Below are 24,727 nucleotides of genomic sequence, written 5' to 3'. Positions count from 1 at the left end.
CCGTGCTACCAGCAACACGGTCTGTTAGTTTCAATCCGGATCCAGCCAGTGGCTGGCCGATAACGCCGAATCCGGAATTTCAACAACAAAAAGGTGTAGTCAGGCCTGGCCTGCTGCGGCCATAACCCTGACTAGCACCTCTTCTATACTCAACCCCGTCGAATCAATGACTTGCGCATCGTCTGCAGGCTTGAGCGGGGCGGCGGCGCGGTTCATATCCCGCTCATCGCGCACCCGTATCTCCTTTAAAAGGGCGTCAATATTAACATCGACCCCGGCGTCCTTCAACTGGCTGTAGCGTCTTTGCGCACGCTCTTCGGCACTGGCTGTCAGGAAGATCTTCACCGGCGCATCCGGAAACACCACCGTTCCCATGTCACGGCCGTCCGCAACCAGCCCGGGAGGCTTCTGGAAATCGCGCTGGCGCTGCAACAGCGCGTCGCGCACCGGCTGCATGACAGCCACTTTCGATGCATTATCGCCACAGGTCTCTGTACGTATATTTGCGGTGACGTCAACACCAGCCATCAGCACCTTTGCCGGCTCACCTGGAGGCGTTGGCTCAAACGCCACATCAAGGTTGGCGGCGACGTTTACCAGGGACGGCTCGTCATCCAGGGACACGCCCTGTCGCTCTGCCGCCAGCGCGGTGAGGCGATAAAGCGCACCGCTATCCAGCAGGTGCCATCCCAGCCGGCGGGCGAGCATCTGGGTAATGGTGCCCTTACCGGAGCCGCCAGGGCCATCCACGGTAATAACCGGAGCCTTGCCTTCAGCCATTATTCAGCCCCTTCGGCGGCAATATTGATGCCTGTCTGCTTCGCCAGCTCCACAAAGCCCGGGAATGAGGTGGACACATTGGCACAATCGGTGACCTCGATATCCCCTTCTGCCCGCAGGGAGGCGACGGAGAACGCCATGGCAATACGGTGGTCCCCGTGGCTGTTCACGGTTCCGGCGGTCATCGTCTGCCCACCATCAATGATAATACCGTCTGGAGTCACGGTGGTTTCCACTCCGAGCGCGGTCAAGCCGTCAGCCATCACCTGAATGCGATCACTTTCCTTGACGCGGAGCTCCTCAGCGCCGCGCAGAACAGTTCTACCCTCGGCGCAGACTGCGGCAATGAACAGCACGGGGAATTCATCGATTGCCAGCGGAACCTGATCCTCGGGGATGTCGATACCCTTGAGTTCGGCGGAACGGACGCGAAGATCAGCGACCGGCTCCCCACCAATCACGCGCTCTTCGAGGACCTCTATATTGGCCCCCATCATGCGCAGAATATTAATCACCCCAACCCTCGTCGGGTTCATGCCAACGTGGCGGATGGTCAAGTCGGAATCCGGTGCGATACTCGCCGCAACGAGGAAAAACGCTGACGAAGAGATATCCGCAGGTACGTCTATGGCGGTGGCGGTCAACGAGCCGCCACCGGTCACACTGGCCGTCGCGGTATCTCGATGCACGTGATAACCAAAGCCTTCCAACATGCGCTCAGTGTGATCCCGGGTAGGAGCTGGCTCGGTAACGGAGGTTACGCCCTCGGCATAGAGACCGGCGAGTAGCAGGCAGGATTTCACCTGGGCGCTGGCCACCGGCATTTCATAATGGATACCGGTTAGCGCGTGCCCACCGCGGATTTTCAAAGGCGGCCGCCCGCCCTCGGCGGTATCAATCACCGCACCCATCGCTCTCAAAGGATCCGCCACACGCCCCATTGGACGCTTGGACAGACTTTCATCACCGGTGAGTTCGGAGTCAAACGGTTGCGCCGCCAGCAAACCGGAAAACAGTCGCATGGCGGTACCTGAATTACCCAGGTACAAAGGGCCGCGCGGCGCCTGGAGTCCGTTGATACCAACGCCGTGAATGCGCACAAAGCCTTCGTCCGGCCCTTCAATGGTCACACCCATATCGCGGAACGCCTGCAGGGTCGCCAGGCTATCCTCTCCTTCGAGGAAGCCCTTCACCTCCGTGATACCGTCGGCAAGGGCGCCCAGCATGATGGATCGATGGGAAATGGACTTATCGCCCGGCACGCGTATCTCGCCGGAAATCCGGCCGCCAGGTTGAAGACGGAACGTTACCTGTTTCTGACTGTTTTTTGTCACGTAAGCCTGTCCTGAAAGCATCTTTGAAAAATGTTCCCGCGCCGCCTTGGCGCGACTGAAAACCCGCAACAGAGTTGCACTGTCCTGATCGGCGATGGCGGTACGAAGCTGATCCAGATCGTGGGTAAAATGATCAATTACCCGCAACACCGCATCCCGGTTTGAGAGAAAAATATCGTGCCACATCACCGGGTCGCTCGCTGCTATTCGAGTGAAGTCCCGGAAGCCGCCGGCTGCGTAGCGGAAAATATCCAGATTCTCGTCCTCGCCCGCCAGGGTATCCACTAGCGAGAATGCAATAAGATGAGGAAGATGACTGGTGGCGGCCAACACCTCGTCGTGATAGGCCACCGACATGGTCAGAACCGTTGCACCACAGCCTTCCCACAATGCCCTGAGCTTTTCCAGGTCGGGCTGACCAACATTCTTCGCCGGCGTGAGTATAACCTTGTGATTAGCAAACAACTCGGGGTTGGCCGCGCGAATGCCGCTTTTTTCGGAACCGGCGATGGGATGACCTGGTATCACTTTCGCGGGTAGATCGCCAAACACCTCTCGCACATCGTTAACAAAACTGGTCTTGGTGCTGCCAACGTCCGTTAACACGGCGTTTTCGCCAAGATGGGGTCTGATTTCCGCCAGCACTGCCTGAGTTGCCCTGACCGGCACCGCCAGCACTACAAGATCGCTGCCGGCCACTGCCTCTGCAACCGAACCGGCAGCTTCATCAATAATGCCCAATTCCCGTCCAAGCGCCAATTCGTCTGCGCGCTTGTCAGCACCCACAACGGTAACCGCGAGGCCATTGTCGCGGATCGCCCTGGCCAGAGAACCACCGATCAGGCCAAGGCCAATGATGGCAACACGCTGAAACAGTGGCTGAACCTCGCGCACTTTACTCTCCCCGTCCTGCGGACGTATCCAGTGCATTGGCCAAAGCCTCGATAAACCGTGCATTTTCTTCGGGCAAGCCGATCGACACCCGCAGGTGCCTGGGCAGGCCGTAGCCACCAATCGGCCTGACAATCACGCCCTGCTCCAGTAGCGACTGATTGATGTCAGCCGCCTGATCGCCCACATCCACGGCAATAAAATTGCCGGCAGACGGAATGTATTTGAGCCCCATTTCGTTAAAAGCAGACTCAAGCTGTTTCATCCCGGCTGCATTCACTTCACACGAGCGCCGCAGGTAGTCTTCATCGCCCAACACAGCCGTCGCGGCCACCAAGGCCAGAGAATCTACATTAAAAGGCTGACGTACTCGGTTGAGAACATTGGCAATCTCCGGAGAACTGACGCTGTAGCCAGCCCGCAGCGATGCCAGCCCCCAAGCCTTGGAGAACGTCCTGGTAACGATCAGGTTCGGGTAGCGATTGAGCAACGACAGGCCATCCACATAGCCCTCCCCCTGCAGGTATTCGCAATAGGCTTCATCCAGAACCACCACAACCCTGGAGGGAATACGGGCCAGGAACGACTCGATCGCCTCGGCACCATGAACCGTGCCCGTGGGGTTGTTGGGGTTGGCCACAAACACCAGCGCGGTGCGATCCGTTATCGCTTCCACCATGGCATCAAGGTCGTGGCCGTAGTCCCTGGCAGGTACCGATACGCCTTTGGCACCGATCGCCTGGGTAACAAGCGGGTATACCGCAAAGGCGTACTGGGAGAACACCACTTCCGAGGAGGCATCTGCAAAGCACCGAGTGATCACTTCCAGCACATCGTTGGAACCGTTGCCAAGGGTAATCTGCGAGGGCGCCACGCCGTACCGGGCAGACAACGCCTGCTTAAGATCAAACCCATTGCCATCAGGATAGCGGCAAAGCTCGCCCAGAGCGCCTTTCAGCGCCGCCAGCGCCTTTGGGCTGGGCCCAAGAGGGTTTTCGTTGCTGGCCAACTTGATGATATTTTCAGGCTTCAGGCCCAGCTCCCTGGCCAGTTCATCAATCGGCTTGCCCGGCTGGTAGGGGGATAGCGCCTGCACGCCTTTGACCGCCAGACTTTGGTAATCAATCGACATTTCGACCTTCCTCAGCCATTTGCGTTTCTGTCACAGAACCCCAATGGGATAGGACCCCAGGCGCTTCAGTTCGACCGCCTCTTCATCGATTTCTGACAGCACATTGCTGACCTGTGCATCGTCCACATGGCCTTCAAAATCGATGTAGAACACGTAGGCCCAGGTACCGCTGGGCGATGGGCGGGTTTCGATACGGGTCAGGCTCAGACCGTGTTTGTGGAACGGCTCCAGCAATTGATACAAAGCGCCAGGCTTATTCCGCATGGACACCAGAATGGACGATTTATCGTTGCCACTCGCCGGCACTTCCTCGCGGCCGATGATCAGGAACCGGGTGGTGTTGTCCGGTCGGTCTTCGATGCTGGCCGCCAGCATCTCCAGACCATAGAGTTCCGCCGCCATGTCCCCTGCGATCGCGGCCGTGCCCGGCTCTTCCGCTGCCCGCCTTGCGGCTTCAGCATTACTACTGACCGTGACCCGCTCGATACCATAGCGGTGGGTATCCAGCCACTGCCGGCATTGAGCGAATGACTGTTGATGGGAATAGATGCGAACAATGTCCTGCCCTTGGTGCTTTGGCGATACCATCAGGTGGTGATGGATCCGCAACTGGACTTCGCCGCAGATCTTCAGTGGCGAGGACATAAACATGTCAAGGGTATGGTTGATCATGCCTTCCGTGGAGTTTTCCACTGGGACCACGCCATAGTGGGCCGCGCCGGATTCCACTTCACGGAACACTGCATCGATGGCGGGCAAAGGCACGCTGACCACAGAGTGTCCGAAGTGCTTTAGCGCCGCTGCCTGGGTAAAAGTACCAATCGGCCCCAGGAAAGCGATGTGCATCGGTTTTTCCAGCGCCAGGCAAGCGGACATGATCTCCCGAAACAATCGAGCCATTTCCTCGCCGGACAACGGGCCAGGGTTGCGCTCCTTTATACGGCGCAACACCTGGGCTTCGCGTTCCGGACGGTAGAAGAACACATCCTCATCCGGGTTGGCTTCCATTTTCACGCGAGCCACTTCCTGGGCACATTCCGCGCGCTTGCTGATCAGGTCCATGATCTCCTGATCCAAGCGATCGATATCGTTCCTCAACTGCCCGAGACGGGCCTGCTCATCACTCATGATCAGCCCCACTCCTTCGCAAACACGGTCATGTAGTCAATCAACGCATCGACACCGGCTTCTGGCATGGCGTTGTAGACACTGGCCCGCATGCCACCTACGGAACGGTGGCCCTTGAGATTCAACAATCCCCTCTCGTTCGCGCCTTTCAGGAAGGCGCTATTGAGCGCGTCGTCCGCCAGGGTGAATGGTATATTCATCCACGAGCGGAAGCGCGGTGTGATCGGGTTGGCGTAGAAATCGTTCTCATCAATAAAACCGTAAAGTTTACTGGCCTTACGACGATTGACCTCGCCCATGGCTGCAACACCGCCCTGCTCTTTCAGCCATTTGAACACCAGGCCTGCCAGATACCAGGAGTACGTGGCGGGCGTGTTGTACATGGAGTCATTATCTGCAATCACCTGATAGTTCATCATCGTCGGCGTGATCTTGAGCGCCTTGCCCAGCAGATCCTTGCGGATGATGACGGCCACCAGGCCGGATGGACCGATGTTCTTCTGCGCGCCGGCATAGATCAGGCCGAACTTCGAGACATCCAGTGGGCGTGACAGCATGGTGGACGACATATCCGCCACCAACGGCACAGAACCGCTCTCCGGCACAAAATCGAACTCCAACCCACCAATGGTTTCATTGGGCGTGTAATGCAGGTAGGCCGCGCTGGCATCCGTAGCCCAGGCTTCCTGATCGGGAATGCTGGCAAAGCCATTCGATTCGCTGCTTGCCACAACATTGACCTTGCCATAACGGCTGGCCTCGGCGATGGCTTTCTTCGACCAGATACCCGTGTTCACGTAGTCCGCAGACGCCTTGTCGCCAAGCAGGTTCAAGGGAATGGTCGAGAACTGGCTGGAAGCACCACCCTGCATGAAGAGTACGGCGTAATCATCTGAAACGCTGGCCAATTCCCGAAGGTCTTTCTCGGCTGTTTCGGCGATTTCCACGAACTCGTCACTGCGATGGCTCATTTCCATCACGGACATGCCGGTGCCGCGCCAGTCCAGCATCTCTTCCCGTGCCTGCTGCAAAACGGGCTCCGGCAAGGTTGCCGGGCCTGCACAAAAATTATACGCCCTGCTCATGATCCTGTGATCTCTCAAATCCTGCCAATATAGGATGCCGGCTTATTCCTCGCCGGCACTCTCGCCTGCATCACCTGCGTTGTCCGAGCTACCGCCATCCTGTGCAGCAGGCGCTTCTTCGCCGTCGACCTCTTCGGCATCGGTTTCGGCAATACGCTCAACACCCACAAGGCGCTCGTCTTCCTGGCTCAGTTTGATCAGGCGAACACCCTGGGTGTTCCGGCTCAGAACCGATACTTCGTCGGTGCGGGTACGCACAAGTGTGCCCTTGTCCGAGATCAGCATCATCTCGTCGCCTTCAAACAGCTGCAACGCCGTGACCAGATTACCGTTACGCTCGGAACACTGCATGGCAATAACGCCCTGGCTGCCCCGGCTGTAGGTCGGAAACTCGTCGAAGGTGGTGCGTTTACCGTAGCCGTTTTCACTCGCCGTCAGCAGAACCGCGTCTTCCTGCGGAATGATCAGCGACACAACGTGATGCCCTTCCGGCATTCTGATGCCACGCACACCTCGGGCCGTACGGCTCATCGGACGTACCGCCTCCTCGTTGAAGCGAACGGCCTTGCCCGCCGAGGAGAACAGCATGACTTCCGCATCGCCCTTGGTGATGGCCGTACCGATCAGGGTGTCACCCTCGTCCAGCGACAGGGCAATCAGGCCGTTGCTGCGCGGACGGGAGAAATTTGGCAACGGCGTTTTCTTGACCACACCAGCCGAGGTGGCCATCAGCACGTACTGGTCTTCCGGATAGTCACGAACCGGCAGGAAGGTGGTAATACGCTCCCCGTCTTCCAGCGGCAGGATGTTGACCATTGGGCGACCGCGGGATGCGCGGCTTGCCCGGGGAATCTCGAATACCCGCAACCAGTACACCTTGCCCCGGTTGGAGAAGCAGAGAATGGTGTCGTGGGAGTTCGCTACCAACAGTTTCTCGACGAAATCTTCGTCTTTCATCGACGTGGCGGCCTTGCCACGACCACCACGGCGCTGTGCCTGATAGTCTTCGACTGCCTGGGTCTTGGCGTAACCACCGTGGGAGATGGTCACCACCAGGTCTTCTTCGTCGATCAGATCGGCGATGGTCAGGTCCCGTTTGGAGCTGGTGATTTCGGTCAGACGGTTATCGCCAAACTCGCTCACCACAGCTTCCAATTCCTCTCGGATCACCTGCATCAGGCGGTCCGGATCGCCCAGGATTTCCAACAGGTCGGCGATCTTCTCGAGAATGTCCTTGTACTCGTTCTGTAGCTTTTCGGTCTCAAGACCGGTCAGGCGGTGCAGACGCAGGTCCAGGATCGCCTGGGCCTGCTCTGGCGACAGATGGTACAGGCCATTGCGCAGGCCAAAAATCTCCGGCAGGTCGTCAGGGCGGCAGGCATCTTCACCCGCCCGCTCAAGCATCGCCAGAACATCACCCGGCGCCCACCCCTGGGCCATCAGCTTTTCTTTTGCCTCGGCCGCCGCCGGAGACGCCTTGATCAGCGCGATGATTTCATCAATGTTCGCCAATGCGACCGTAAGGCCTTCCAGAATATGGCCACGTTCGCGGGCTTTGCGCAGTTCGTAGATGGTACGGCGGGTAACCACTTCGCGGCGATGCCGGACAAACGCGTCCAGCATTTCCTTGAGGTTCAGGATCTTCGGCTCGCCGTTGATCAGGGCGACCATGTTGATGCCGAAAACGGTCTGAAGCTGGGTATGGGCAAAGAGGTTGTTGACGATAACGTCCGGGTTCTCACCTCGACGCAGCTCAATCACCACCCGGATGCCTTCCTTGTTGGACTCGTCCCGCAGCTCGGAAATACCTTCCAGACGCTTCTCTTTAACCAGTTCCGCAATCTTTTCGATCAGCCGTGCCTTGTTCAGCTGGTACGGCAACTCGTTGATGATGATGGCGTCACGGTTGGTCTTCTTGTCGTGCTCAATTTCATGGCGGGCGCGGATATAGATGCGCCCCCGGCCGGTACGATAGGCTTCCACAATCCCAGCGCGACCGTTGATGATGCCCTGGGTGGGGAAGTCCGGCCCCGGGATGTGTTCCATGAGATCGTCAACGGTCATGTCGGGGTTGTCGATCAGAGCGAGACAGCCGTTAACGACTTCCGTCAGATTGTGGGGCGGAATATTGGTGGCCATACCCACGGCAATGCCCGAGGAACCGTTTACCAGCAAGTTGGGAATCCGCGTGGGCAGTACGTCCGGAATCTGTTCGGTGCCATCGTAGTTGGCCACGAAATCCACGGTTTCCTTGTCCAGATCCGCCAGCAGGGAGTGGGCAATCTTCTCCATGCGGATCTCGGTGTAACGCATGGCCGCTGCGTTATCGCCGTCAATGGAACCAAAGTTACCCTGACCATCCACCAAGGGGTAGCGCAGGGAAAACGGCTGGGCCATACGAACAATGGTGTCGTAGACTGCGGAATCGCCGTGGGGATGGTATTTACCGATAACGTCACCCACCACACGGGCGGACTTCTTGTACGCTTTGTTCCAGTCGTTGTTGAGCTCGGACATGGCAAAAAGCACACGACGGTGTACCGGCTTGAGGCCGTCCCGCACGTCTGGAAGTGCCCGCCCGACGATGACGCTCATGGCGTAATCGAGGTAGGACTGTTTCAGCTCGTCTTCAATATTTACCGGCAGGATCTCTTTGGCTAACTCACCCATCGAGAAAGGTTCCTTTGCATTTGCTGGAAGTCGTTTCAGGGCCCTTCACAGCGCCCCATAGTTATTCTTTAACAAGCGGCCAATACTACCACATTCAACCCCTTAGCGGGGGATATGGCAGTGGCCGTCAGTCAAAAACCACAGTCTTGTTTTCGTAGGCGATCACACGGTCTTCAATGTGCGCCCGCAGCCCCCGGGACAGGGCATTTTTCTCCACGTCCTTGCCCAGACGCACCATATCCTCAATGGAGTCGCTATGGCTGATGCGAATTACCTCCTGTTCGATAATGGGGCCTTCGTCCAGATCCTGCGTTACGTAGTGGCAGGTGGCGCCTATCAACTTCACACCCCGGCTGTACGCCTGGTGATATGGCCGAGCGCCGGCAAAGGATGGCAAAAAGCTGTGGTGGATATTGATAACTTTGCCTGCGTACTTTTCACACAGGTCCGCAGGCAGTATCTGCATGTATCGGGCTAGAACAACCACATCAGCGTCGTACCCTTCGATCAAACCATCCACTTCGCCGAAGGCTTCATCGCGATTGTTCTGATTCACCGGAATATAGTGGTAGGGTATTTCATGCCACTCCACCATGCGCCGGAGGTCTTCGTGATTGGAAATAACCGCTACGATCTCAGCGTTGATTTCCCGGCTGTGCCAGCGATGGAGCAGGTCCGCCACGCAGTGGGATTCCTTGCTGCACATCAGGATCACTTTCTTGGGCCGGGCCGAATCAGCAATGTGCCAGTTCATATTGAACTCGCGGGCAATCGGCTCAAAGGCCGTGCGGAACTGGTCCAGGCCAAAGGGGATCGAACTGGCCTTGATTTCATGCCGCATGAAGAACCACCCGGTCTGGGTGTCGGAATGGTGGCTCGCCTCTGTAATCCAGCCATTGTAGGTCGACAGAAAGTTGCTGACCTTGGCAACGATCCCCACCCGGTCCGGGCAGGAAATCACAAGACGATAGGTATGCTCCATGGAAGCCTTTCCTTAATCTGATCCGGGATCACGGGCGCGCGACTTCACACCCTCAAAAATGACCGGCTATGATAGCTTATCTGAGCACCAGAAACGAGGCACAGAAACATGGATAGACTCCCCCTACAGGTACGTACCCGAAAAGCCCTCGCGGGCCGCTCACTGGCCGCGAGAATGATGATCACCCTGATGCCGCTCCTACCTCTACAGCCGGTGACTGCAGAGGCCATTCTAGAGGGAGAACGCCACCACCCGGTGCAGGCCAGTAACGGCATGGTGGCCACCAGCCATACCCTGGCAACGGAAGTCGCATTGAACGTGCTGAAGAACGGCGGCAATGCGATGGATGCTGCCGTTACGGCGGGATTCGCCCTGGCGGTCACCCAGCCGCGCTCCGGCAACATCGGCGGCGGCGGATTTATGCTCTACGCTCCGGGCAACGGCGACGCGGTGGAGGCCATCGACTATCGGGAGAAAGCACCGGCTGCTGCCACCGAAACCATGTTCCAGGACGACGATGGGAACGTGGTCGAGAATCGCAGCCGCTTTACCCACAAAGCATCCGGCGTGCCCGGCACCGTCGCCGGCCTTGCGCTGGCCCTTGAGCGCCACGGTACGCTGTCGCTGGAACAGGCCCTGGCCCCGGCGATCAAACTGGCGCGGGAAGGCTTTATTGTACCCCCACGCTTCACCGAGGGCCTGGAACAGGCGCAGGAACGACTGCAGCGCTGGCCGGCGACTCTCGCAACCTTCTATAAAGAGGACGGCTCTCCGTGGCAGCCAGGTGACCGATTTCGGCAACCGGAACTCGCCGATACCCTTCAACGCATTGCTGATCAAGGCATCGATGGCTTCTATCAGGGCAAAACCGCGCAGCTCATCGTGGAGGAGATGGAACGCAACGACGGCCTGATCACACTTCAGGACCTTAAGAACTACCAGCCCAGGATCCGCCAGCCGGTTCATGGCACCTACCGCGGCCACGACATCTATTCCATGTCACCGCCCTCTTCCGGCGGTACCCACATCGTGCAGATCCTTAACGTTCTCGAGGGATACCCGCTCAGCGACTTTGGCCACAATTCCGCCGCCAGCATTCACCACATGGCCGAAGCCATGAAGCTCGCCTATGCCGACCGCGCGGAATACCTCGGAGATACTGACTTTGTGGAGGTGCCACTTAAGGGGCTCACCAGCAAGGCCTATGCCGAAGCGTTGCGCAAAACCATTGATCCGGCCAAAGCCCGGCCGTCGACCGAGATCAGTGCTGGCAACCCCGGGGCCTATGAAAGCCCGGAAACCACCCATTTCTCCGTGGTCGACCGCTGGGGCAACGCGGTTTCCAACACCTACACCATCAACTTCAGCTATGGCTCCGGCATCACCGTTGACGGGGCGGGCTTCCTGTTGAACAACGAAATGGACGACTTCAGCGCCAAGCCCGGCGAACCCAATGCCTATGGACTGATCGGTGGCGAAGCCAACAAGGTGGAACCCGGCAAGCGCATGCTGAGCTCCATGTCTCCTACGATTGTCAGGCGTGATGGTCGCAACTACCTGGTTACGGGAAGCCCCGGCGGGTCCCGAATTATCACGACAACCTTGCAGGTACTGCTGAATGTGATTGACCATGGCATGAACATTCAGTCTGCAGTAAGCGCCCCAAGGATTCACCACCAATGGCTGCCGGACGAGATCCGCATTGAACAGGGCATCAGCCCGGATACCGTACGGTTGCTGGAAGAAAAGGGCCACAAGGTGGTGACGGGCAGTGCCATGGGCGCCATCCAGAGCATACTGATCGATACTGAAGGGACCCTTTATGGCGGTGCAGATCCGCGCCGCAGCACATCCTCAGCCATGGGCTACTGAGGGGCACACAGCCCCGGGAGGTTTTATGTTTTTATCCGTTCAACTGAGCTGCTACCCACTCACCGATGACTACAAGCCGCCCATTCGTGCCGTTATCGAACGGCTTGAAAAAACGGGCCTGGAGATTTATCCGGGCCGCATGAGCACCGAAATGTTCGGTGAGTACGATGAAGTGATGCAGGTACTGTCGGACACCATGAAATGGTCGTTCGAGGAATACGGTAAAGCGGTGTTTGTGGCCAAGATCATGGAAGGTGACCGCAGGCCACGCCAATAACCAAGACTTCAAGGAAGGAGCCACGGATAGCTACCCTGCTATCCGTGGCTGGCATCTAGTCCGGTGTCACTCTCAGAACACGGCCGCCAGCACTGTCGGTGAGCAGGTAAACCGCTCCCTCCGGGCCGGTTACCACATCCCGGATACGCTCATCCAGCTCAGCAAACAGAGCTTCCACTTCCGTTGCCTCACCCTCCGCCAACCGGACACGATGCACCTGCCGGGTCACCAGCCCGCCAACCAGCAGATCGCCCTGCCACTGAGGGAACAGATCACCCGTATAAACGGTCATGCCCGATGGGGCGATGGACGGCGTCCAGTGCAGCATTGGCGACTCAATGCCCTCACGTTCACTGAACGGCGTTACCCGGGCTCCGGTGTAGTCCAGCCCGTGGGTAGTGACCGGCCAGCCATAATTGGCGCCCGGACGGATAACATTGATTTCGTCTCCACCACGGGGACCGTGCTCATGGGCAATCAGCCGGCCCTGACTGCTGTCGTAGGCCAGCCCCTGCACATTGCGGTGACCATAGCTGTATATTTCACCCTGGTAGGCGTCGTGCCCTGCAAAAGGGTTGTCGTTCGGTACACTGCCATCCGGGTTAAGGCGCACAATACTGCCAATGTGGTTTTGACGGCGCTGGGCCTGCTCCCGGTAGTCGAAACCGTCTCCCAGGGTTAACACCAGCGTATTGTCCGGCAGCCATACCATCCGCCCTCCATAGTGGGCATTGCCCTTCTTGGCCGGCTGCACCCGGAATATTTCGCTTACATTCTCCAGGCCCTGCTCACCCAGTTTTCCCCTGGCCAGGCAGGTGTGATTCGCGTCCATGGTGCCGCAGGCATAACTCAGGTAAATCTTGCGGCTGTCCTCAAAATCCCTGGCAGGAAGCACATCAAACAGCCCTGCCTGGCCGGACGCGAAAACCTCCGGTACACCATCCAGCGGTTCCGGCATCAGGTCGCCGTTGGCCGCCAGCATTCGCAACCGTCCCGGCCTTTCGGTAACCAGCATTCGCCCATCGGGCAGAAACGCCAGCGACCAGGGGTGTTCTAGGCCGCTGGCCACGGTTGCAATCGCATAGCCTGACGCCTCATCCGCTACGGCATCAGATTCAGGCAGCGCCAGCCCGGCAACCACCAGCAACATCGCAACAGGCGCTGGAGAAGCTTTGCCATATTTACGGGGCAAACGCGAAACCAGAACGGCAAACAACAAACCAGAGAGAGCAGCTGTTACCAGCATGGCCAACAGTCCATCCATATCCCGTGTGGCAGCGATCAAAGTGGGCATGGGCGCCAAGGCATCCACAATCCGAAAAGTCGCCCACAGCCCGACCGCCGCGGCAAGCGGGCACAGCCAATAACGGCCTGAAGGACCAGCCAGCCGGGCCACAAGAGACGCGGCAATCTGGGAAAACAGAAAACTGAGCCCGAAGAGGATGGCGTACAAAGGTGCAAAGTTCAGCAGATCCTGAACTGTGGTTTCCAGCCGGGTTCCCATGCTGACTTCAACCCCCAGGCCTTCCAGCGCCTGGAGATTGAACTGGGTTTGCACGAGGCTGCCCAGCACCGAACCCGCAATCAGCGCGACGATGAAAGCCAACACCACCGCCCTCCAACCGCCAAATGCTGCCATTACGTTTCTCCGGAAGGCTCCAGCTTGTCCTGAGTGCGCAATTCAAAATCGCTGGCGTCGTGCCGCTCGTGTAACTGCCTGCTCTCCTCGCCCCAGGTGCGGTTTACCATCAATCCGCGCTTGACCGCTGGCCTTTCTGCGATGTCATCGGCCCAACGCATCACGTTCTTGTACGTGTGCGCTTCCAGGAATTCTGCCGCTTCGTACACCTTGTTTTTCACCAGTGCACCGTACCAGGGCCAGATCGCGATATCCGCGATGGTGTATTCATCACCCGCAATGTAGCGGTTATCGGCCAGTTGCCGATCCAGCACATCCAGCTGGCGCTTCACTTCCATGGTGTAGCGGTTGATCGGGTACTCGTATTTTTCCGGTGCGTAGGCGTAGAAATGGCCAAACCCACCGCCCAGGAACGGCGCACTGCCCATTTGCCAGAACAGCCAGTTCATGGTTTCCGTGCGCGCCACGATGTCCGTCGGCAGGAACTCGCCAAACTTCTCAGCGAGGTAAAGCAGGATGGAACCGGATTCAAACACGCGGACGGCCGGCTTGTGGGTGTGGTCCATCATTGCCGGGATCTTGGAGTTCGGGTTCGCGTTCACGAAACCACTGCCAAACTGTTCCCCCTCGGTGATGCGGATCAGCCAGGCATCGTATTCCGCTTCCTTGATGCCCTTGGCCAACAGTTCCTCGAACATGATCGTGGCCTTCACGCCATTCGGGGTCGCCAGTGAGTAGACCTGGAACGGGTGCTCCCCTACCGGCAATTCTTTCTCGTGAGTGGGTCCGGCAATGGGGCGATTGATCTGCGAGAAGGCTCCGCCGCTCTCGGCATCCCATTTCCAGACTCTCGGTGGCGTGTAGGTGTCATCGGTCATTCATTCTTCCTCAGTTTAGTGGATCTATTGGTAACAAGGCCTCACGCGGCCAGTTCCTGGCGCATTATGTTCAGCAGCCCGCCTTCGATCACCATACGGACCTGACGCTCGCTGAGTTCATGCGTCAGTTCATAACGTTCGCCGTTCCGGGTATTTTTCGCAACAATCCTGTCCCCGGCTTTTAATGCTTCAACCAGTCCCTCAAGCAATAGTTCATCGCCCTGCTCAATGCTGTCGAAGTTCTCCGGAGTGACAAAGCTCAGAGGCAACACACCAAAACTGGACAGGTTCTGCCAGTGTATGCGCGAATAACTCTTGGCAATCACTGCTCGCACGCCCAGATAACGGGGCGCCAGCGCCGCGTGCTCACGGCTTGAACCCTGGCCGTAATTGTCACCGCCAACGATCAGAGACCCGGTGTCCTGATACTCTTTTGCCCGTTCCGGATAGGTTGGGTCCAGCCGGGTATAAGTAAACTCGCTGATGGCCGGAATGTTACTGCGAAACGGCAGTATCCGGGAGCCAGCAGGCAGGATGTCGTCGGTGGAAACATCGTCACCAACCTTGAGCAGAACCGGCGCCTTCAACGACTCAGGCAGCGCCTCAAACGTCGGCAGGGTGCTGATGTTCGGTCCCTTTTCAACCACCGTCAGTTCCGGGTGTTTCGCCGGCGGGCGGATATTGCGATCGTCCACATAAAAGGTGCTGCGCTCGTCGAACACAGGATAGTCCATGTCCAGATCACGAGGGTCTGTAATCACGCCGGTCAGTGCGGACGCCGTGGCTGTTTCGGGGCTGCAGAGACAGACCTTGTCTTCATGGGTCCCCGAACGACCTGCAAAGTTCCGCGGAACGGTGCGCAGGCTGATCTGATCCGTTGCCGGTGCCTGGCCCATGCCAATGCAGCCATTGCAGCCGGTCTGGTGCAGGCGCGCCCCAGCGCTGAGCAGATCGGTAAGATGACCCAGTTCAACCAGGTTTTCCAGAACCTGACGCGACGTGGGGTTGATATCGAAAGATACTCCCTCGCGAACCTGACGGCCTTTCACCATCATCGCAGGAACCGCAAAATCCCTCAGGCCAGGATTCGCGGAGGACCCAATGTAGGCCTGGTAGATGGGCTCGCCAGCCACTTCCCGTACCGGGAACACCTTCCCAGGACTGCTGGGAAGTGCAATCAACGGCTCAAGCTTGCCCAGATCGATCTCGTCATGCAGATCATAGGTGGCGCCGCGGTCGGCTTCCAGCCTCTGGAAGTCATCTTCCCGCTGTTGCTGCCTGAGAAAATCCCGCACCGCATCGTCCGCCGGGAACACCGTAGCGGTGTGTCCCATCTCCTGCCCCATGTTCGCAATCACATGGCGATCCATCGCGGACAGCCCTTTCAGGCCCGGCCCGTAATACTCGATAATGTTCCCGGCACCGCCCTTCACCCCGTGGCGGCGAAGCATTTCCAGGATGACATCCTTGGCGCTCACCCAATCCGGCAATTTCCCGGTCAGCTTCACGCCCATGACCTTGGGCATGTTGAGATAAAACGGCTCTCCACACATGGCCATGGCGACAGCCAGGCCGCCAGCCCCCATTGCCAGCATTCCCAGGGAACCGGCGGCGCAGGTATGGCTGTCGGAGCCAAGAAGGGTCTTGTCCGGTTTTCCAAATCGCTCCATGTGCACCGGATGGCTGACGCCGGACCCGGCCGGGCTGAACCACAGGCCGAACCTCTCGCAGGCACTGCGCAGGAACAGGTGATCGTCCGGGTTTCGGTTGTCGGTCTGCAGCAGGTTATGGTCAACGTACTGTGCGGACAACTCGGTTTTGACCTGGCCGAGGCCCATGGCCTCCAGTTCGAGCATAACCAGTGTACCGGTTGCATCCTGGGTCAGCGTTTGATCGATCTTCAGCCCGATTTCCTCGCCGGCCTTCATCGTTCCCGACACCAGGTGCGATTCGATCAGCTTCGTGGCGACATTGCGCGGTTGATTCTTCGTCTGTTTCGTCATCGGATGACCTCCATGCGAGCCAGATGTCAGACATTCGTACCGTTAACTATAGATCCCGGTGGCCAACCCTGTCGTCAGGACCGGGGAAAACACAGCTTCTTGCTTCGGGACGTCAGGCTACTCCACTTCGGTTTGCTGGTGTTGCGTACTTTTTTCAGATAGGTGTTCACGTCGCTGAAGTGCTTTTCCGTGGCACCCATCCCGGTTGCCTCGTCCCGGTGAACACCGGACATAAACATCAGTGCCTTATATTCATCGCCTCCTTCATCAAGTGTGCCGCTGAGCATCTTCAGATGTGAGGCGCAAAAAATGTGCAGGTTGCGCTTATCGTAATCAACCTCTTGGGCCCAGGCCCAACTGTTAAAGCTGAGCGCCACCAGAAAGACAGAAGTGCATAGGGTTGGCTTCATGAGGTTTTACTCCCGAAAACACCAAGCGTTGTTGGTGCGTGAATTGCGTGGTCGTCCCGGATGGATTGGGCGTGAACGGCAGCCCAGTTGGGACATGTCAGGAATCGGTGCAGCCCTGTTGACTGGAAAGGTTAACTCCACTCAACAAGGCTAACCAGGAGATCAGGCAAGTGTCTTGCGATTGCGGAATTTCAATGCGGCCAGTGGCAGCAGCAACAACGGCCAACCGGCAGCGCCACCGCCACCGTTCCCGCCACTGCCATTGCTACCGCTTGTGGCCACCTCTTGTTCCAGAACCTCCAGCTCATTTTCAGCCATGGTCATCAATGCTTCGATTTCATTCATCCGAATCTGTTGCGCCTGAAACAGCCCCTGATCCAGTTGCTCTTTGATCAACACATCGCTATCCGCAATCGCTCTGGCCACATGGACCAGTCGACGCTTGAGATCGTCGTTGCCCAAGCGCACTTCACCATCCCCAATTTCCGCACCTATACCCAGTGAAACTCCGCCGTTCAGGCCACCATTCATTGCCAGTACGTTTAACTGTAAAGGCTCACTATACGGTAAGCAATTTGATGGGTCCTCGGCAGGATCACCTTCGGGAATGGTTCCAATAATGGGTCTCGGGTTGGCAGGAGCACCAGAGCAGTCATAGTCAGGTGCACTTCCATCGCTGTATACCGGGTAATCCACAAGGCTCATCTGACTGATGTAAAGCCCATTATCGCCTCCATTCGAAGACTGATTAGCGTCCAAGCGCCAGGATTGGCCGACTTCCCCGTCGACATAGGTGCCAACAAAAGTTTGCCGAACCGGCCCGCCAGCCGTTGCTGTTGAATCATGCCAGCGTATACGGAGGTTGTTCTCCTTGAGTTTAAGAACGCCACTGGAGAAGTCCTCGTCATTAACACAATCCGTGCCGATGCACAGATTGCCCTGCACGACCATATCATCCGCCCTAATCTGATCAGCATTAGACGCTGAAGCCGCAGCGGCGCACACTACAAAAAGACTGTATTTAAACAATTTCATGATTGATGGTTCCCAGTTGAGCAAGTGTTGTTAGTCAATCTGGGCCGCCACGGCCTCAAGTCGATCCACCAGGTCAGTCAGGCGGGATTCCAGGCCGGCCAGACGAGCATCCAGTGCATCCACTTCATCAGACACTGACTCCGTTGCCGCCATTTTGAACGTATTGAACTGCGAGAGTGTTACCGCATCGCTATCGTCTACAGCCTCTTCCACAAACGTTACTCGGCGTTCTGCACCCAAATCGCCAACAGAGATCGCATCCGCCACGACTACCGCGCCTGCTCCCAAGGCTATGTCGCCCTCTGCAGAGATCACTACAGAATCAAGCTGGCTGGTTAAATTCCTGATAAAGAACGATGACGGCAAGGCCGAGCCACCGTCCGTGATGCCCAACAACCAATCCTGTGTCGGGAAGCTCGCCGAAACACTGGTGTCCTGCAGCAGGATCTGGGGCGTTGGTGAGTGCAGTCGGAGCGTGTCGAAACCAAAATCAGCATCGACCACACAATCCTCACCTGCACACAGACTTCCCTGCACGATCACATCATCCAGAACGACCTCATCCGCGTGACTCAAGACAGGTAACGACACCGCAAGTGTAGACGCCAAAACGAAGAACTTTCGCATTCCATAATCCCTATTTGATGATACGCAGCCAGTTGTGTGTGATTAGTCGCATTTCAAATTCAGGCGTCCGCCTCGCAACGAAGCCCCATCTAAAAATAGACAAACAACTGAAGCTTATGTCAGAAAATGAATAAATCAATAAAATGCAGTGCGACACGATAGATTTGTGGCGGCTCAAATAGAGCTAATATGATGTGGTTGCCTGTCGCGTTTTCCGGGCCAGGCCAAACCCGAACGGGAATCGGGACAATAATAAACAAGGGGAACGGCCATGAAACAAATTGTTCTCGTGTCTTCCATCGGTGTCCTCACTGTAGCGGCCGGTATTTCTTTTTGGCTGACCCAGACGGACTCGTCTGTCGACACCGCAAAATCGATCAGCAACCCGCAAGCTGCCCAGGCACTGACTCAAGATCTGCCGTCGACCAGCCAAAATCAGAACAGCGGGCTTACGGCCGAGCAACAGGCTTTACTGGAAAACCCGGAAACGCTGGAACTGGCCAATCGGCTCGACTTTGAGGAAGAACTGCACACCTTTTTCGCAAACGCTGATGGCCTGTCCTCAGAGGATCGCGCAGCGGAGGCAGCAATGCTGGAACAGCGTCTGGCCGAATACCAACGCAAGGGACAGGTCAGTGCAGCAGAGAGCCTGATGGTCCGCATTGCCATGACGAAACTCACCATCGAAGACGAAGCCGCGCAGAAGCGGGCCCTGCAAGGCCTGATTGACCGGCAGAATGCCGCTGCGCAAGCACGCAAAGAAGAATGGCTGGCCAAACCCAGGCCGGAGTTTGAAGCCTATAAGCAGCGGGAAAAACAGATCGTGAAAGAGATAATGGCAATGGAGAAAGTGCCTGCGGGAATGACCCGCAACGAATACTTACGCCAGAGATTACTGGAAGCCCGTGTGGCCGCCAACAAAAATGGCGATGCGCCACAATAACGCATCGCCACCCCCTATCTGCTGGCTCCCCGATTCCGGAGAGCCTGTCTCCAATGTTCTACAGAAGCTGATCAAGTGCCCAATAGAGCGGATTGAACGGCTTGTTGTAGTCAGCCTGCCGATCGGTTTCAGAGGCCTGCATCACAGCACCGCTTCCGTTCAACACATTGGCCACAAAGTCATCCAGCTCCAGCCCGGCTTCCTGAATGTCCGAGTTGGCGAACTCGATGATTGTGGTGCAGTGGCTCTCGTTCACATCACGAAACCATGGCAGGTAATAGCCGAAATTATCCAGGTTGGACAAGGTGCCCTTCAGGCGCTCTGTATCCGTATACCAGCGTTCGTGGATCAACGCCTCCTTGGTAGCCTGATCCGGCGCATTTTCAATTTCCGGATAGAAACGCTCGTAAGAATAGGAGGAGTAATTCAGATCCTGCCAGAAATGCGTATGCCCCATCCGATCATTCGGTAGCTCCGCAGAAAGGGCCGTGTACAGTGAGCCGAGATCGTTCAGGTTCATCAGTGGAAGCCCGTCACGGAGGTATTCCAGCGGTCCATTGGACTGATCCAGCCCCCAGGCATCACGGATAAACGACTGCAGCAACACCGAAGGATAAGCTTCTGGATCCGCTCCGGAAGGCGCACTGAAGGCTGGCCCGGAGTCGTTGATCATGTACCCCCGGTTGGGCTCCATATCACGGCGGGTCGGATGATAGTTGGTCAAGCTGCCCAAGCCGCCGGCACTGCACCCTGTCGTTAGCAACTGCTTCGGCCGCTGCAGATTGTCCTTCACCCACGAAATGGCTGCGCGGGTGTTACGAAGACCATTGTGATGCCAGACCAGAGGCTCCGCTTCACCCTCCGGATCTTCATACACAGCCACTTTGTCACCGGAGTAGACATCGCCCGTGCAGTACGGAATATAAACCATGTTCCAGTTCTGGGTCTTGACTGATGTCAGTGGGTTCAGGCGCACCACAAACGGACTGACCAGGCTGGCACTGGGGTTCGCCAGGCTCATATAGTCGTCAGGAATACCGTCCGGGTTACGAGCCCCTCGAATTCCCGTCTGGCCAGAGCAGCTCTCGTAATCCCAGCAGGCACCGCCCCCTTCCAGATAGATAATCGTATTACTGGTATTCGGCACCCGGTTCACAAAGAACTTGTACTCAGAGCCGTTACCACAGACAGCGCCGGTTTCAGGCGCCAGGGGAATGGTTTGCCAGGCGTAATAGTTGCCCGGCGAAAAACCATCGTTGAAACCCGGCGGATTAGCCAGTAGCGGATAGTCACCCTGACGCTGGGCAGTCGTAACGGGGTTATCAGCTGCCGGTGGATTGACAAGATTCCCCAGCGTTCGCCAGAAACCGTAATCCCCCAGTTCGGCCATTGCCGGCCCTGTTGCACCCAATAGAATGAGAACAGCTAGCAGTTGGTTCTTGATGCTGGTTTTCACAGGCATTCCTCCTTGATTGTTGTTATCGGGGCGCAGGCAATAATCAAACTCAACCCCTGAATCGAAACTAGACGTGACACTCTGTCATTTCAATAAATGCCCGTAGAACAATTTGTCCTAAAAAATGGTCGGTAATAGCGTTATTGGAAAACATAAAGGAAGTGAATGAATTGGAAAGAATTACCCGTCCTACTGTTTACTTGATACTGGCCCAATCGGATTGAGAACACGCTCTTCACGATATAAAACGTAACAATTTGGCACTATTTAGAAACTAACTTTCTGAAATAAAATAGATATTTAGATCAAAAACCGACAGGCAGGGTTTAACACCAGGCGACTGTGGTTCACTTTAATCAGCGATTACATTAAAGGAATAATTGATGCTGGAAAGCAGTTACAACGAGGTTTTGGTCGCCTGCTCGATTATCATTGCCATCCTTGCATCCTACACGGCCCTGAACATGGCCAGCCGTGTAACCAACGCAGCCGGTCGCCCGGCCGTCCTGTGGCTGATTGGCGGCTCCATCGCGATGGGCTTTGGCATCTGGTCCATGCACTTTATCGGCATGCTCGCCTTTCGCCTTCCCATCGAATTAGGCTACGACGTTCCCCTTACCCTGCTTTCCTTACTCATCGCCATCGCGTGTTCTGCCTTCGCCCTTTACCTGGTCTGTCAGGACACGCTGCCCTGGAGCCGGTTGGTGGCGGGCGGTTTACTGATGGGTCTGGGCGTAGCCAGCATGCACTACATCGGTATGGAAGCATTGCTCATGCATCCGTACATTTTTTATGTACCCTGGCTGGTTGGACTATCCGTCGTTATCGCCATAGTCGCTTCCACAGCAGCCCTCTGGCTGGCCTTTCGACTGCGGGAGGAGACCAAACGCGCCACCTTCAGCCGCATCGGCGCGGCCCTGGTTATGGGGTGCGCCATTATCGGCATGCACTATACGGGAATGGCTGCCTCCAAATTTCCGATCGATAGCTTCTGTGGCGCGGCCAACAGCGGGATCGATACAAAGTGGCTGGCTGTGCTGGTCATCATTGTCAGCCTTGCGGTGTTCGCCATTGCACTCATCGTGTCCATGCTTGATGTACGCACAAGCCGCCTGTCCAACTCACTCGATGACGCCAATAACGAACTCATCAAGCTCGCCCTGCAAGACAACCTGACCCGCATACCAAATCGTGTTCTGTTGGGTGATCGGCTGGAACAGGCGATACATCGCGCCGAGAGAAACAACAATGAATTCGCCGTGCTGTTTCTGGACCTGGACGGCTTTAAAGCGATCAACGACATGCACGGGCACCATGTCGGAGATCTGTTGCTAAAGGACGTGGCGAACCGCCTGCTCGTCAACAAACGTGAAGGAGATACAGCCGCGAGGCTTGGGGGGGATGAGTTTGTTCTCTTACTGGAGCCAAGCTCGCCGGAAAGTTCCGCCGTATTTGCGCAACGATTAATTGATTCCATCGGGCAACCCTACGAGGCATCGAATACACCCCTTCACATTTCCACCAGCGTCGGCATCGCAATTTACCCCCAGGATGGTAAAACCGAACACGAGCTGATGGTGAATGCCGACGCAGCCATGTACCACGCCAAAAAGCAGGGTCGCAACGGCTACTGTTTTTTTGAGCACGGCATGAACGCCGATGTGCACCTACAGATGCAGATGCAGCAGAATCTGCGACATGCCGTCACCCGCAACGAACTGGTTCTGCATTATCAGCCCAAATTTATTGCACCAAACGGCCCCATGACTGGATTCGAAGCGCTGTTGCGGTGGCAAAGCCCGGATCATGGCTTCCTGCCACCAGATCGTTTCTTGCCATTGGCGGAAAGCTCGGGGCTGATCGTGCCCATTGGTAACTGGGTCATCGATGAGGCCTGCCGGCAACTGAAAGCCTGGCAAGACCAGGGCCATCATGACTGGAGCATGGCGATCAACCTCTCCGCAGTTCAACTGGAACACAGCAGCCTGGTGAACGTGGTTCGCGATGCATTGAAGAAACACTCCCTGACCCCGTCGCACCTGGTGCTGGAGATCACCGAAACGACGGCCATGCGTAATGCTGAGGCAAGCCTCAAAGTGCTGAACAAGCTGTCTGCGCTTGGTGTTTCCATTTCCATTGATGACTTTGGCACGGGCTATTCAAGCCTGCTCTACCTGAAACGTTTGCCTGCCAATGAGCTGAAGATCGACCGCGGCTTTATTACCGAACTGGCCCAGGACAACGATGATGAAGCCATCATTCAGGCAATCATTGCTCTGGGCAAAACACTGGGCATGAGGATTGTCGCAGAAGGTGTTGAAACAGCAGAACAACAAGAGCTATTGACCCAGCTTGGCTGCAATACCCTGCAAGGATATCTGTTGGCCAGGCCTGCCCCGCCCGAAGCGTTGCTTGAGAAGATTGCTCACATGACTAAACGTACAGAGTCGGCTCTGGTTAATTAGGTGAGCGAAGCTTCGTGACAACTACTGGCATCGCTGACAGAAGAATGCTGCTGCCAACTATGTTGAGCTATGAAAACGACGGTGCAGATCACGCACCTGTTCAGCAAGACCGGGAACCGGACCATCAACTGCCACGTTTGGAACGACTTCTCGGGTTGGTAACGCTCTTACGGGAGGCGCTGGAACTCCAATATCGGTAAGCCATGCCGCCAATTGCTCGGAGGAGCTCACGTACACGATACGCCCCAGCCCGACCCAGCCGTGGGCGGCGGCACACATTGGACAATGCTCACCAGAAGTATAGACCGTTGCTTCTGCTCTGGCCTCCGGGGTCATATTCGCTGCAGCCCACCGCGCAATTTCGAACTCAGGATGGCGGGTTCGATCACCTGAGGCAACGTGGTTGTGATCTTCGAAAAGAACCTGCCCGTCTGCTGCTACAAGCACAGAGCCAAATGGCTCGTCACCTAGCTCTAGAGCCTTAGTTGCAAGTTCTATGCACCGACGCAGGTGCTGGATATCTCCGTCGTTCACCATGATGTGCTCCTCGAATCCTGGGCCAATATCGACGTAGAAATGCAGATGTCGTCCGGCGGCCATCGGCCGCGTACTGATGCGGTTTATTATATTTTGCTGGCTTCGGCTTCAGGCTCGCGCCCACCGCGCAACACCAAATATAGCAGCGGACCGGCAGACACAAACACTGTTGTCAGAATAAAAAACGGGATGAGATAGCCCAATCCTTTGCCACGTCTTTTGCCATCCTGGTACATCCAGACACAGGCCAAAGCAGCGAGAATGTAGAGATCAATAACAACTTGTGCTGTGTCCGGGCTGGACATGAGCCGAACGCCAAAAGCTAAAAGCGACTGCTCTGCTCCGGCCATTACCCAAAAGGTAAAACCCATGAACAGACAGAGAATGATTAGGGGTAAAGTCGATACTCTCATGATCTTCCTTGATTGAGGTTTAAGAAATATAACGAGGCTGTAGAAAAAGCCAAAAATGAGCCCGCCATTCCACCGCCTTCGATCTCGTTTTGTCAGCCGGCCAATTCTGCCGGCATTGTTCAGTTTTTGGGTTGGTTGCCCTTTATAGCCGCCAATCCCGGTATTTCCGT

Annotated in this window: 20 protein-coding genes; 4 read left to right on the top strand and 16 right to left on the bottom strand. The window is 56.7% G+C overall.

What is annotated here, in order from left to right:
- Window positions 1-99: 99 nt before the first annotated feature.
- The 7 genes from cmk to purU all read right to left on the bottom strand — a co-directional run bounded on the left by cmk (window position 100) and on the right by purU (window position 10,002).
- Entirely contained in the window at window positions 100-780 is a 681-nt protein-coding gene (gene cmk, locus AC13D2_RS20765; protein ID WP_292046205.1) for a (d)CMP kinase, read from the bottom strand.
- Window positions 780-3,044: a bifunctional prephenate dehydrogenase/3-phosphoshikimate 1-carboxyvinyltransferase gene (locus AC13D2_RS20760; protein ID WP_300496757.1), complete on the bottom strand. Its 2,265-nt coding sequence runs from the start codon at window positions 3,042-3,044 to the stop codon at window positions 780-782. The genes cmk and AC13D2_RS20760 overlap by 1 nt, the downstream gene beginning before the upstream one ends.
- The gene (gene hisC, locus AC13D2_RS20755) at window positions 3,010-4,137 is read right to left on the bottom strand and encodes a histidinol-phosphate transaminase (protein WP_300496752.1); all 1,128 of its coding nucleotides are present in this window, start codon (window positions 4,135-4,137) and stop codon (window positions 3,010-3,012) included. The genes AC13D2_RS20760 and hisC overlap by 35 nt, the downstream gene beginning before the upstream one ends.
- Before the next feature lie 30 nt (window positions 4,138-4,167).
- Window positions 4,168-5,265, bottom strand: a complete 1,098-nt coding sequence (gene pheA / locus AC13D2_RS20750) for a prephenate dehydratase (protein ID WP_300496749.1) — start codon at window positions 5,263-5,265, stop codon at window positions 4,168-4,170.
- Between the two features lie 2 nt (window positions 5,266-5,267).
- A complete protein-coding gene (serC, locus tag AC13D2_RS20745) occupies window positions 5,268-6,350 on the bottom strand; it encodes a 3-phosphoserine/phosphohydroxythreonine transaminase (RefSeq protein ID WP_482939110.1) in 1,083 nt (360 codons plus the stop codon).
- Between the two features lie 42 nt (window positions 6,351-6,392).
- Window positions 6,393-9,020, bottom strand: coding sequence for a DNA gyrase subunit A (gene gyrA / locus AC13D2_RS20740; protein ID WP_292046214.1), 2,628 nt, complete (start codon window positions 9,018-9,020; stop codon window positions 6,393-6,395).
- 127 nt (window positions 9,021-9,147) lie between these two features.
- The gene (gene purU / locus AC13D2_RS20735; RefSeq protein WP_300496742.1) at window positions 9,148-10,002 is read right to left on the bottom strand and encodes a formyltetrahydrofolate deformylase; all 855 of its coding nucleotides are present in this window, start codon (window positions 10,000-10,002) and stop codon (window positions 9,148-9,150) included.
- Window positions 10,003-10,176: 174 nt separating this feature from the next.
- Here purU and ggt point away from each other — a divergent pair, with 174 nt between their 5' ends.
- A complete protein-coding gene (ggt, locus tag AC13D2_RS20730) occupies window positions 10,177-11,874 on the top strand; it encodes a gamma-glutamyltransferase (RefSeq protein ID WP_482939115.1) in 1,698 nt (565 codons plus the stop codon).
- Between the two features lie 25 nt (window positions 11,875-11,899).
- Entirely contained in the window at window positions 11,900-12,151 is a 252-nt protein-coding gene (locus tag AC13D2_RS20725) for a thiamine-binding protein (RefSeq protein WP_007154701.1), read from the top strand.
- Window positions 12,152-12,206: 55 nt separating this feature from the next.
- Here AC13D2_RS20725 and AC13D2_RS20720 read toward each other — a convergent pair whose 3' ends face one another.
- From AC13D2_RS20720 to AC13D2_RS20695, 6 genes are all read right to left on the bottom strand, one after another.
- Window positions 12,207-13,790: a PQQ-dependent sugar dehydrogenase gene (locus AC13D2_RS20720; protein WP_482939109.1), complete on the bottom strand. Its 1,584-nt coding sequence runs from the start codon at window positions 13,788-13,790 to the stop codon at window positions 12,207-12,209.
- Complete coding sequence (yghU, locus tag AC13D2_RS20715) at window positions 13,790-14,668, bottom strand: glutathione-dependent disulfide-bond oxidoreductase (protein WP_420390995.1); 879 nt, start codon at window positions 14,666-14,668, stop codon at window positions 13,790-13,792. The genes AC13D2_RS20720 and yghU overlap by 1 nt, the downstream gene beginning before the upstream one ends.
- 41 nt (window positions 14,669-14,709) lie before the next feature.
- The gene (locus tag AC13D2_RS20710) at window positions 14,710-16,671 is read right to left on the bottom strand and encodes an aconitate hydratase (RefSeq protein ID WP_482939108.1); all 1,962 of its coding nucleotides are present in this window, start codon (window positions 16,669-16,671) and stop codon (window positions 14,710-14,712) included.
- A gap of 74 nt (window positions 16,672-16,745) precedes the next feature.
- Window positions 16,746-17,081, bottom strand: coding sequence for a hypothetical protein (locus AC13D2_RS20705; RefSeq protein ID WP_292046227.1), 336 nt, complete (start codon window positions 17,079-17,081; stop codon window positions 16,746-16,748).
- A 162-nt stretch (window positions 17,082-17,243) separates the two neighbouring features.
- Window positions 17,244-18,116 (bottom strand): hypothetical protein, encoded by an 873-nt coding sequence (locus AC13D2_RS20700; RefSeq protein ID WP_482939107.1) that lies wholly within the window; start codon window positions 18,114-18,116, stop codon window positions 17,244-17,246.
- Window positions 18,117-18,146: 30 nt separating this feature from the next.
- Complete coding sequence (locus AC13D2_RS20695; protein ID WP_421910627.1) at window positions 18,147-18,743, bottom strand: hypothetical protein; 597 nt, start codon at window positions 18,741-18,743, stop codon at window positions 18,147-18,149.
- A gap of 271 nt (window positions 18,744-19,014) precedes the next feature.
- Here AC13D2_RS20695 and AC13D2_RS20690 point away from each other — a divergent pair, with 271 nt between their 5' ends.
- On the top strand, window positions 19,015-19,686 hold the full coding sequence (locus tag AC13D2_RS20690) for a hypothetical protein (protein WP_482939106.1): 672 nt from the start codon (window positions 19,015-19,017) through the stop codon (window positions 19,684-19,686).
- Between the two features lie 58 nt (window positions 19,687-19,744).
- Here AC13D2_RS20690 and AC13D2_RS20685 read toward each other — a convergent pair whose 3' ends face one another.
- Window positions 19,745-21,148, bottom strand: coding sequence for a pectin acetylesterase-family hydrolase (locus AC13D2_RS20685; RefSeq protein WP_482939105.1), 1,404 nt, complete (start codon window positions 21,146-21,148; stop codon window positions 19,745-19,747).
- Window positions 21,149-21,525: 377 nt separating this feature from the next.
- Here AC13D2_RS20685 and AC13D2_RS20680 point away from each other — a divergent pair, with 377 nt between their 5' ends.
- Entirely contained in the window at window positions 21,526-23,607 is a 2,082-nt protein-coding gene (locus tag AC13D2_RS20680) for a putative bifunctional diguanylate cyclase/phosphodiesterase (protein ID WP_482939104.1), read from the top strand.
- Between the two features lie 57 nt (window positions 23,608-23,664).
- On the opposite strand, the gene AC13D2_RS20675 is transcribed toward AC13D2_RS20680, so the two are convergent.
- Both AC13D2_RS20675 and AC13D2_RS20670 read right to left on the bottom strand, forming a co-directional pair.
- Window positions 23,665-24,144: a nucleoside deaminase gene (locus tag AC13D2_RS20675; RefSeq protein ID WP_292046234.1), complete on the bottom strand. Its 480-nt coding sequence runs from the start codon at window positions 24,142-24,144 to the stop codon at window positions 23,665-23,667.
- Window positions 24,145-24,230: 86 nt separating this feature from the next.
- Window positions 24,231-24,727 (bottom strand): DUF2834 domain-containing protein (locus AC13D2_RS20670; protein WP_482939103.1); only part of this gene is annotated, 497 nt, incomplete at its 5' end.

The sequence above is a fragment of the Marinobacter sp. B-12 genome, from assembly GCF_056857915.1.
Note: the sequence above shows the minus strand (reverse complement) of the source record. Positions and strands in the feature narration are given on the sequence as shown.

Coding starts and splice junctions, on each gene's coding strand:
- cmk (WP_292046205.1), bottom strand. CDS start 780: ATGGCTGAAGGCAAGGCTCCGGTTATTACCGTGGATGGCCCTGGCGGC.
- AC13D2_RS20760 (WP_300496757.1), bottom strand. CDS start 3,044: ATGCACTGGATACGTCCGCAGGACGGGGAGAGTAAAGTGCGCGAGGTT.
- hisC (WP_300496752.1), bottom strand. CDS start 4,137: ATGTCGATTGATTACCAAAGTCTGGCGGTCAAAGGCGTGCAGGCGCTA.
- pheA (WP_300496749.1), bottom strand. CDS start 5,265: ATGAGTGATGAGCAGGCCCGTCTCGGGCAGTTGAGGAACGATATCGAT.
- serC (WP_482939110.1), bottom strand. CDS start 6,350: ATGAGCAGGGCGTATAATTTTTGTGCAGGCCCGGCAACCTTGCCGGAG.
- gyrA (WP_292046214.1), bottom strand. CDS start 9,020: ATGGGTGAGTTAGCCAAAGAGATCCTGCCGGTAAATATTGAAGACGAG.
- purU (WP_300496742.1), bottom strand. CDS start 10,002: ATGGAGCATACCTATCGTCTTGTGATTTCCTGCCCGGACCGGGTGGGG.
- ggt (WP_482939115.1), top strand. CDS start 10,177: ATGATGATCACCCTGATGCCGCTCCTACCTCTACAGCCGGTGACTGCA.
- AC13D2_RS20725 (WP_007154701.1), top strand. CDS start 11,900: ATGTTTTTATCCGTTCAACTGAGCTGCTACCCACTCACCGATGACTAC.
- AC13D2_RS20720 (WP_482939109.1), bottom strand. CDS start 13,790: ATGGCAGCATTTGGCGGTTGGAGGGCGGTGGTGTTGGCTTTCATCGTC.
- yghU (WP_420390995.1), bottom strand. CDS start 14,668: ATGACCGATGACACCTACACGCCACCGAGAGTCTGGAAATGGGATGCC.
- AC13D2_RS20710 (WP_482939108.1), bottom strand. CDS start 16,671: ATGACGAAACAGACGAAGAATCAACCGCGCAATGTCGCCACGAAGCTG.
- AC13D2_RS20705 (WP_292046227.1), bottom strand. CDS start 17,081: ATGAAGCCAACCCTATGCACTTCTGTCTTTCTGGTGGCGCTCAGCTTT.
- AC13D2_RS20700 (WP_482939107.1), bottom strand. CDS start 18,116: ATGAAATTGTTTAAATACAGTCTTTTTGTAGTGTGCGCCGCTGCGGCT.
- AC13D2_RS20695 (WP_421910627.1), bottom strand. CDS start 18,743: ATGCGAAAGTTCTTCGTTTTGGCGTCTACACTTGCGGTGTCGTTACCT.
- AC13D2_RS20690 (WP_482939106.1), top strand. CDS start 19,015: ATGAAACAAATTGTTCTCGTGTCTTCCATCGGTGTCCTCACTGTAGCG.
- AC13D2_RS20685 (WP_482939105.1), bottom strand. CDS start 21,148: ATGCCTGTGAAAACCAGCATCAAGAACCAACTGCTAGCTGTTCTCATT.
- AC13D2_RS20680 (WP_482939104.1), top strand. CDS start 21,526: ATGCTGGAAAGCAGTTACAACGAGGTTTTGGTCGCCTGCTCGATTATC.
- AC13D2_RS20675 (WP_292046234.1), bottom strand. CDS start 24,144: ATGGTGAACGACGGAGATATCCAGCACCTGCGTCGGTGCATAGAACTT.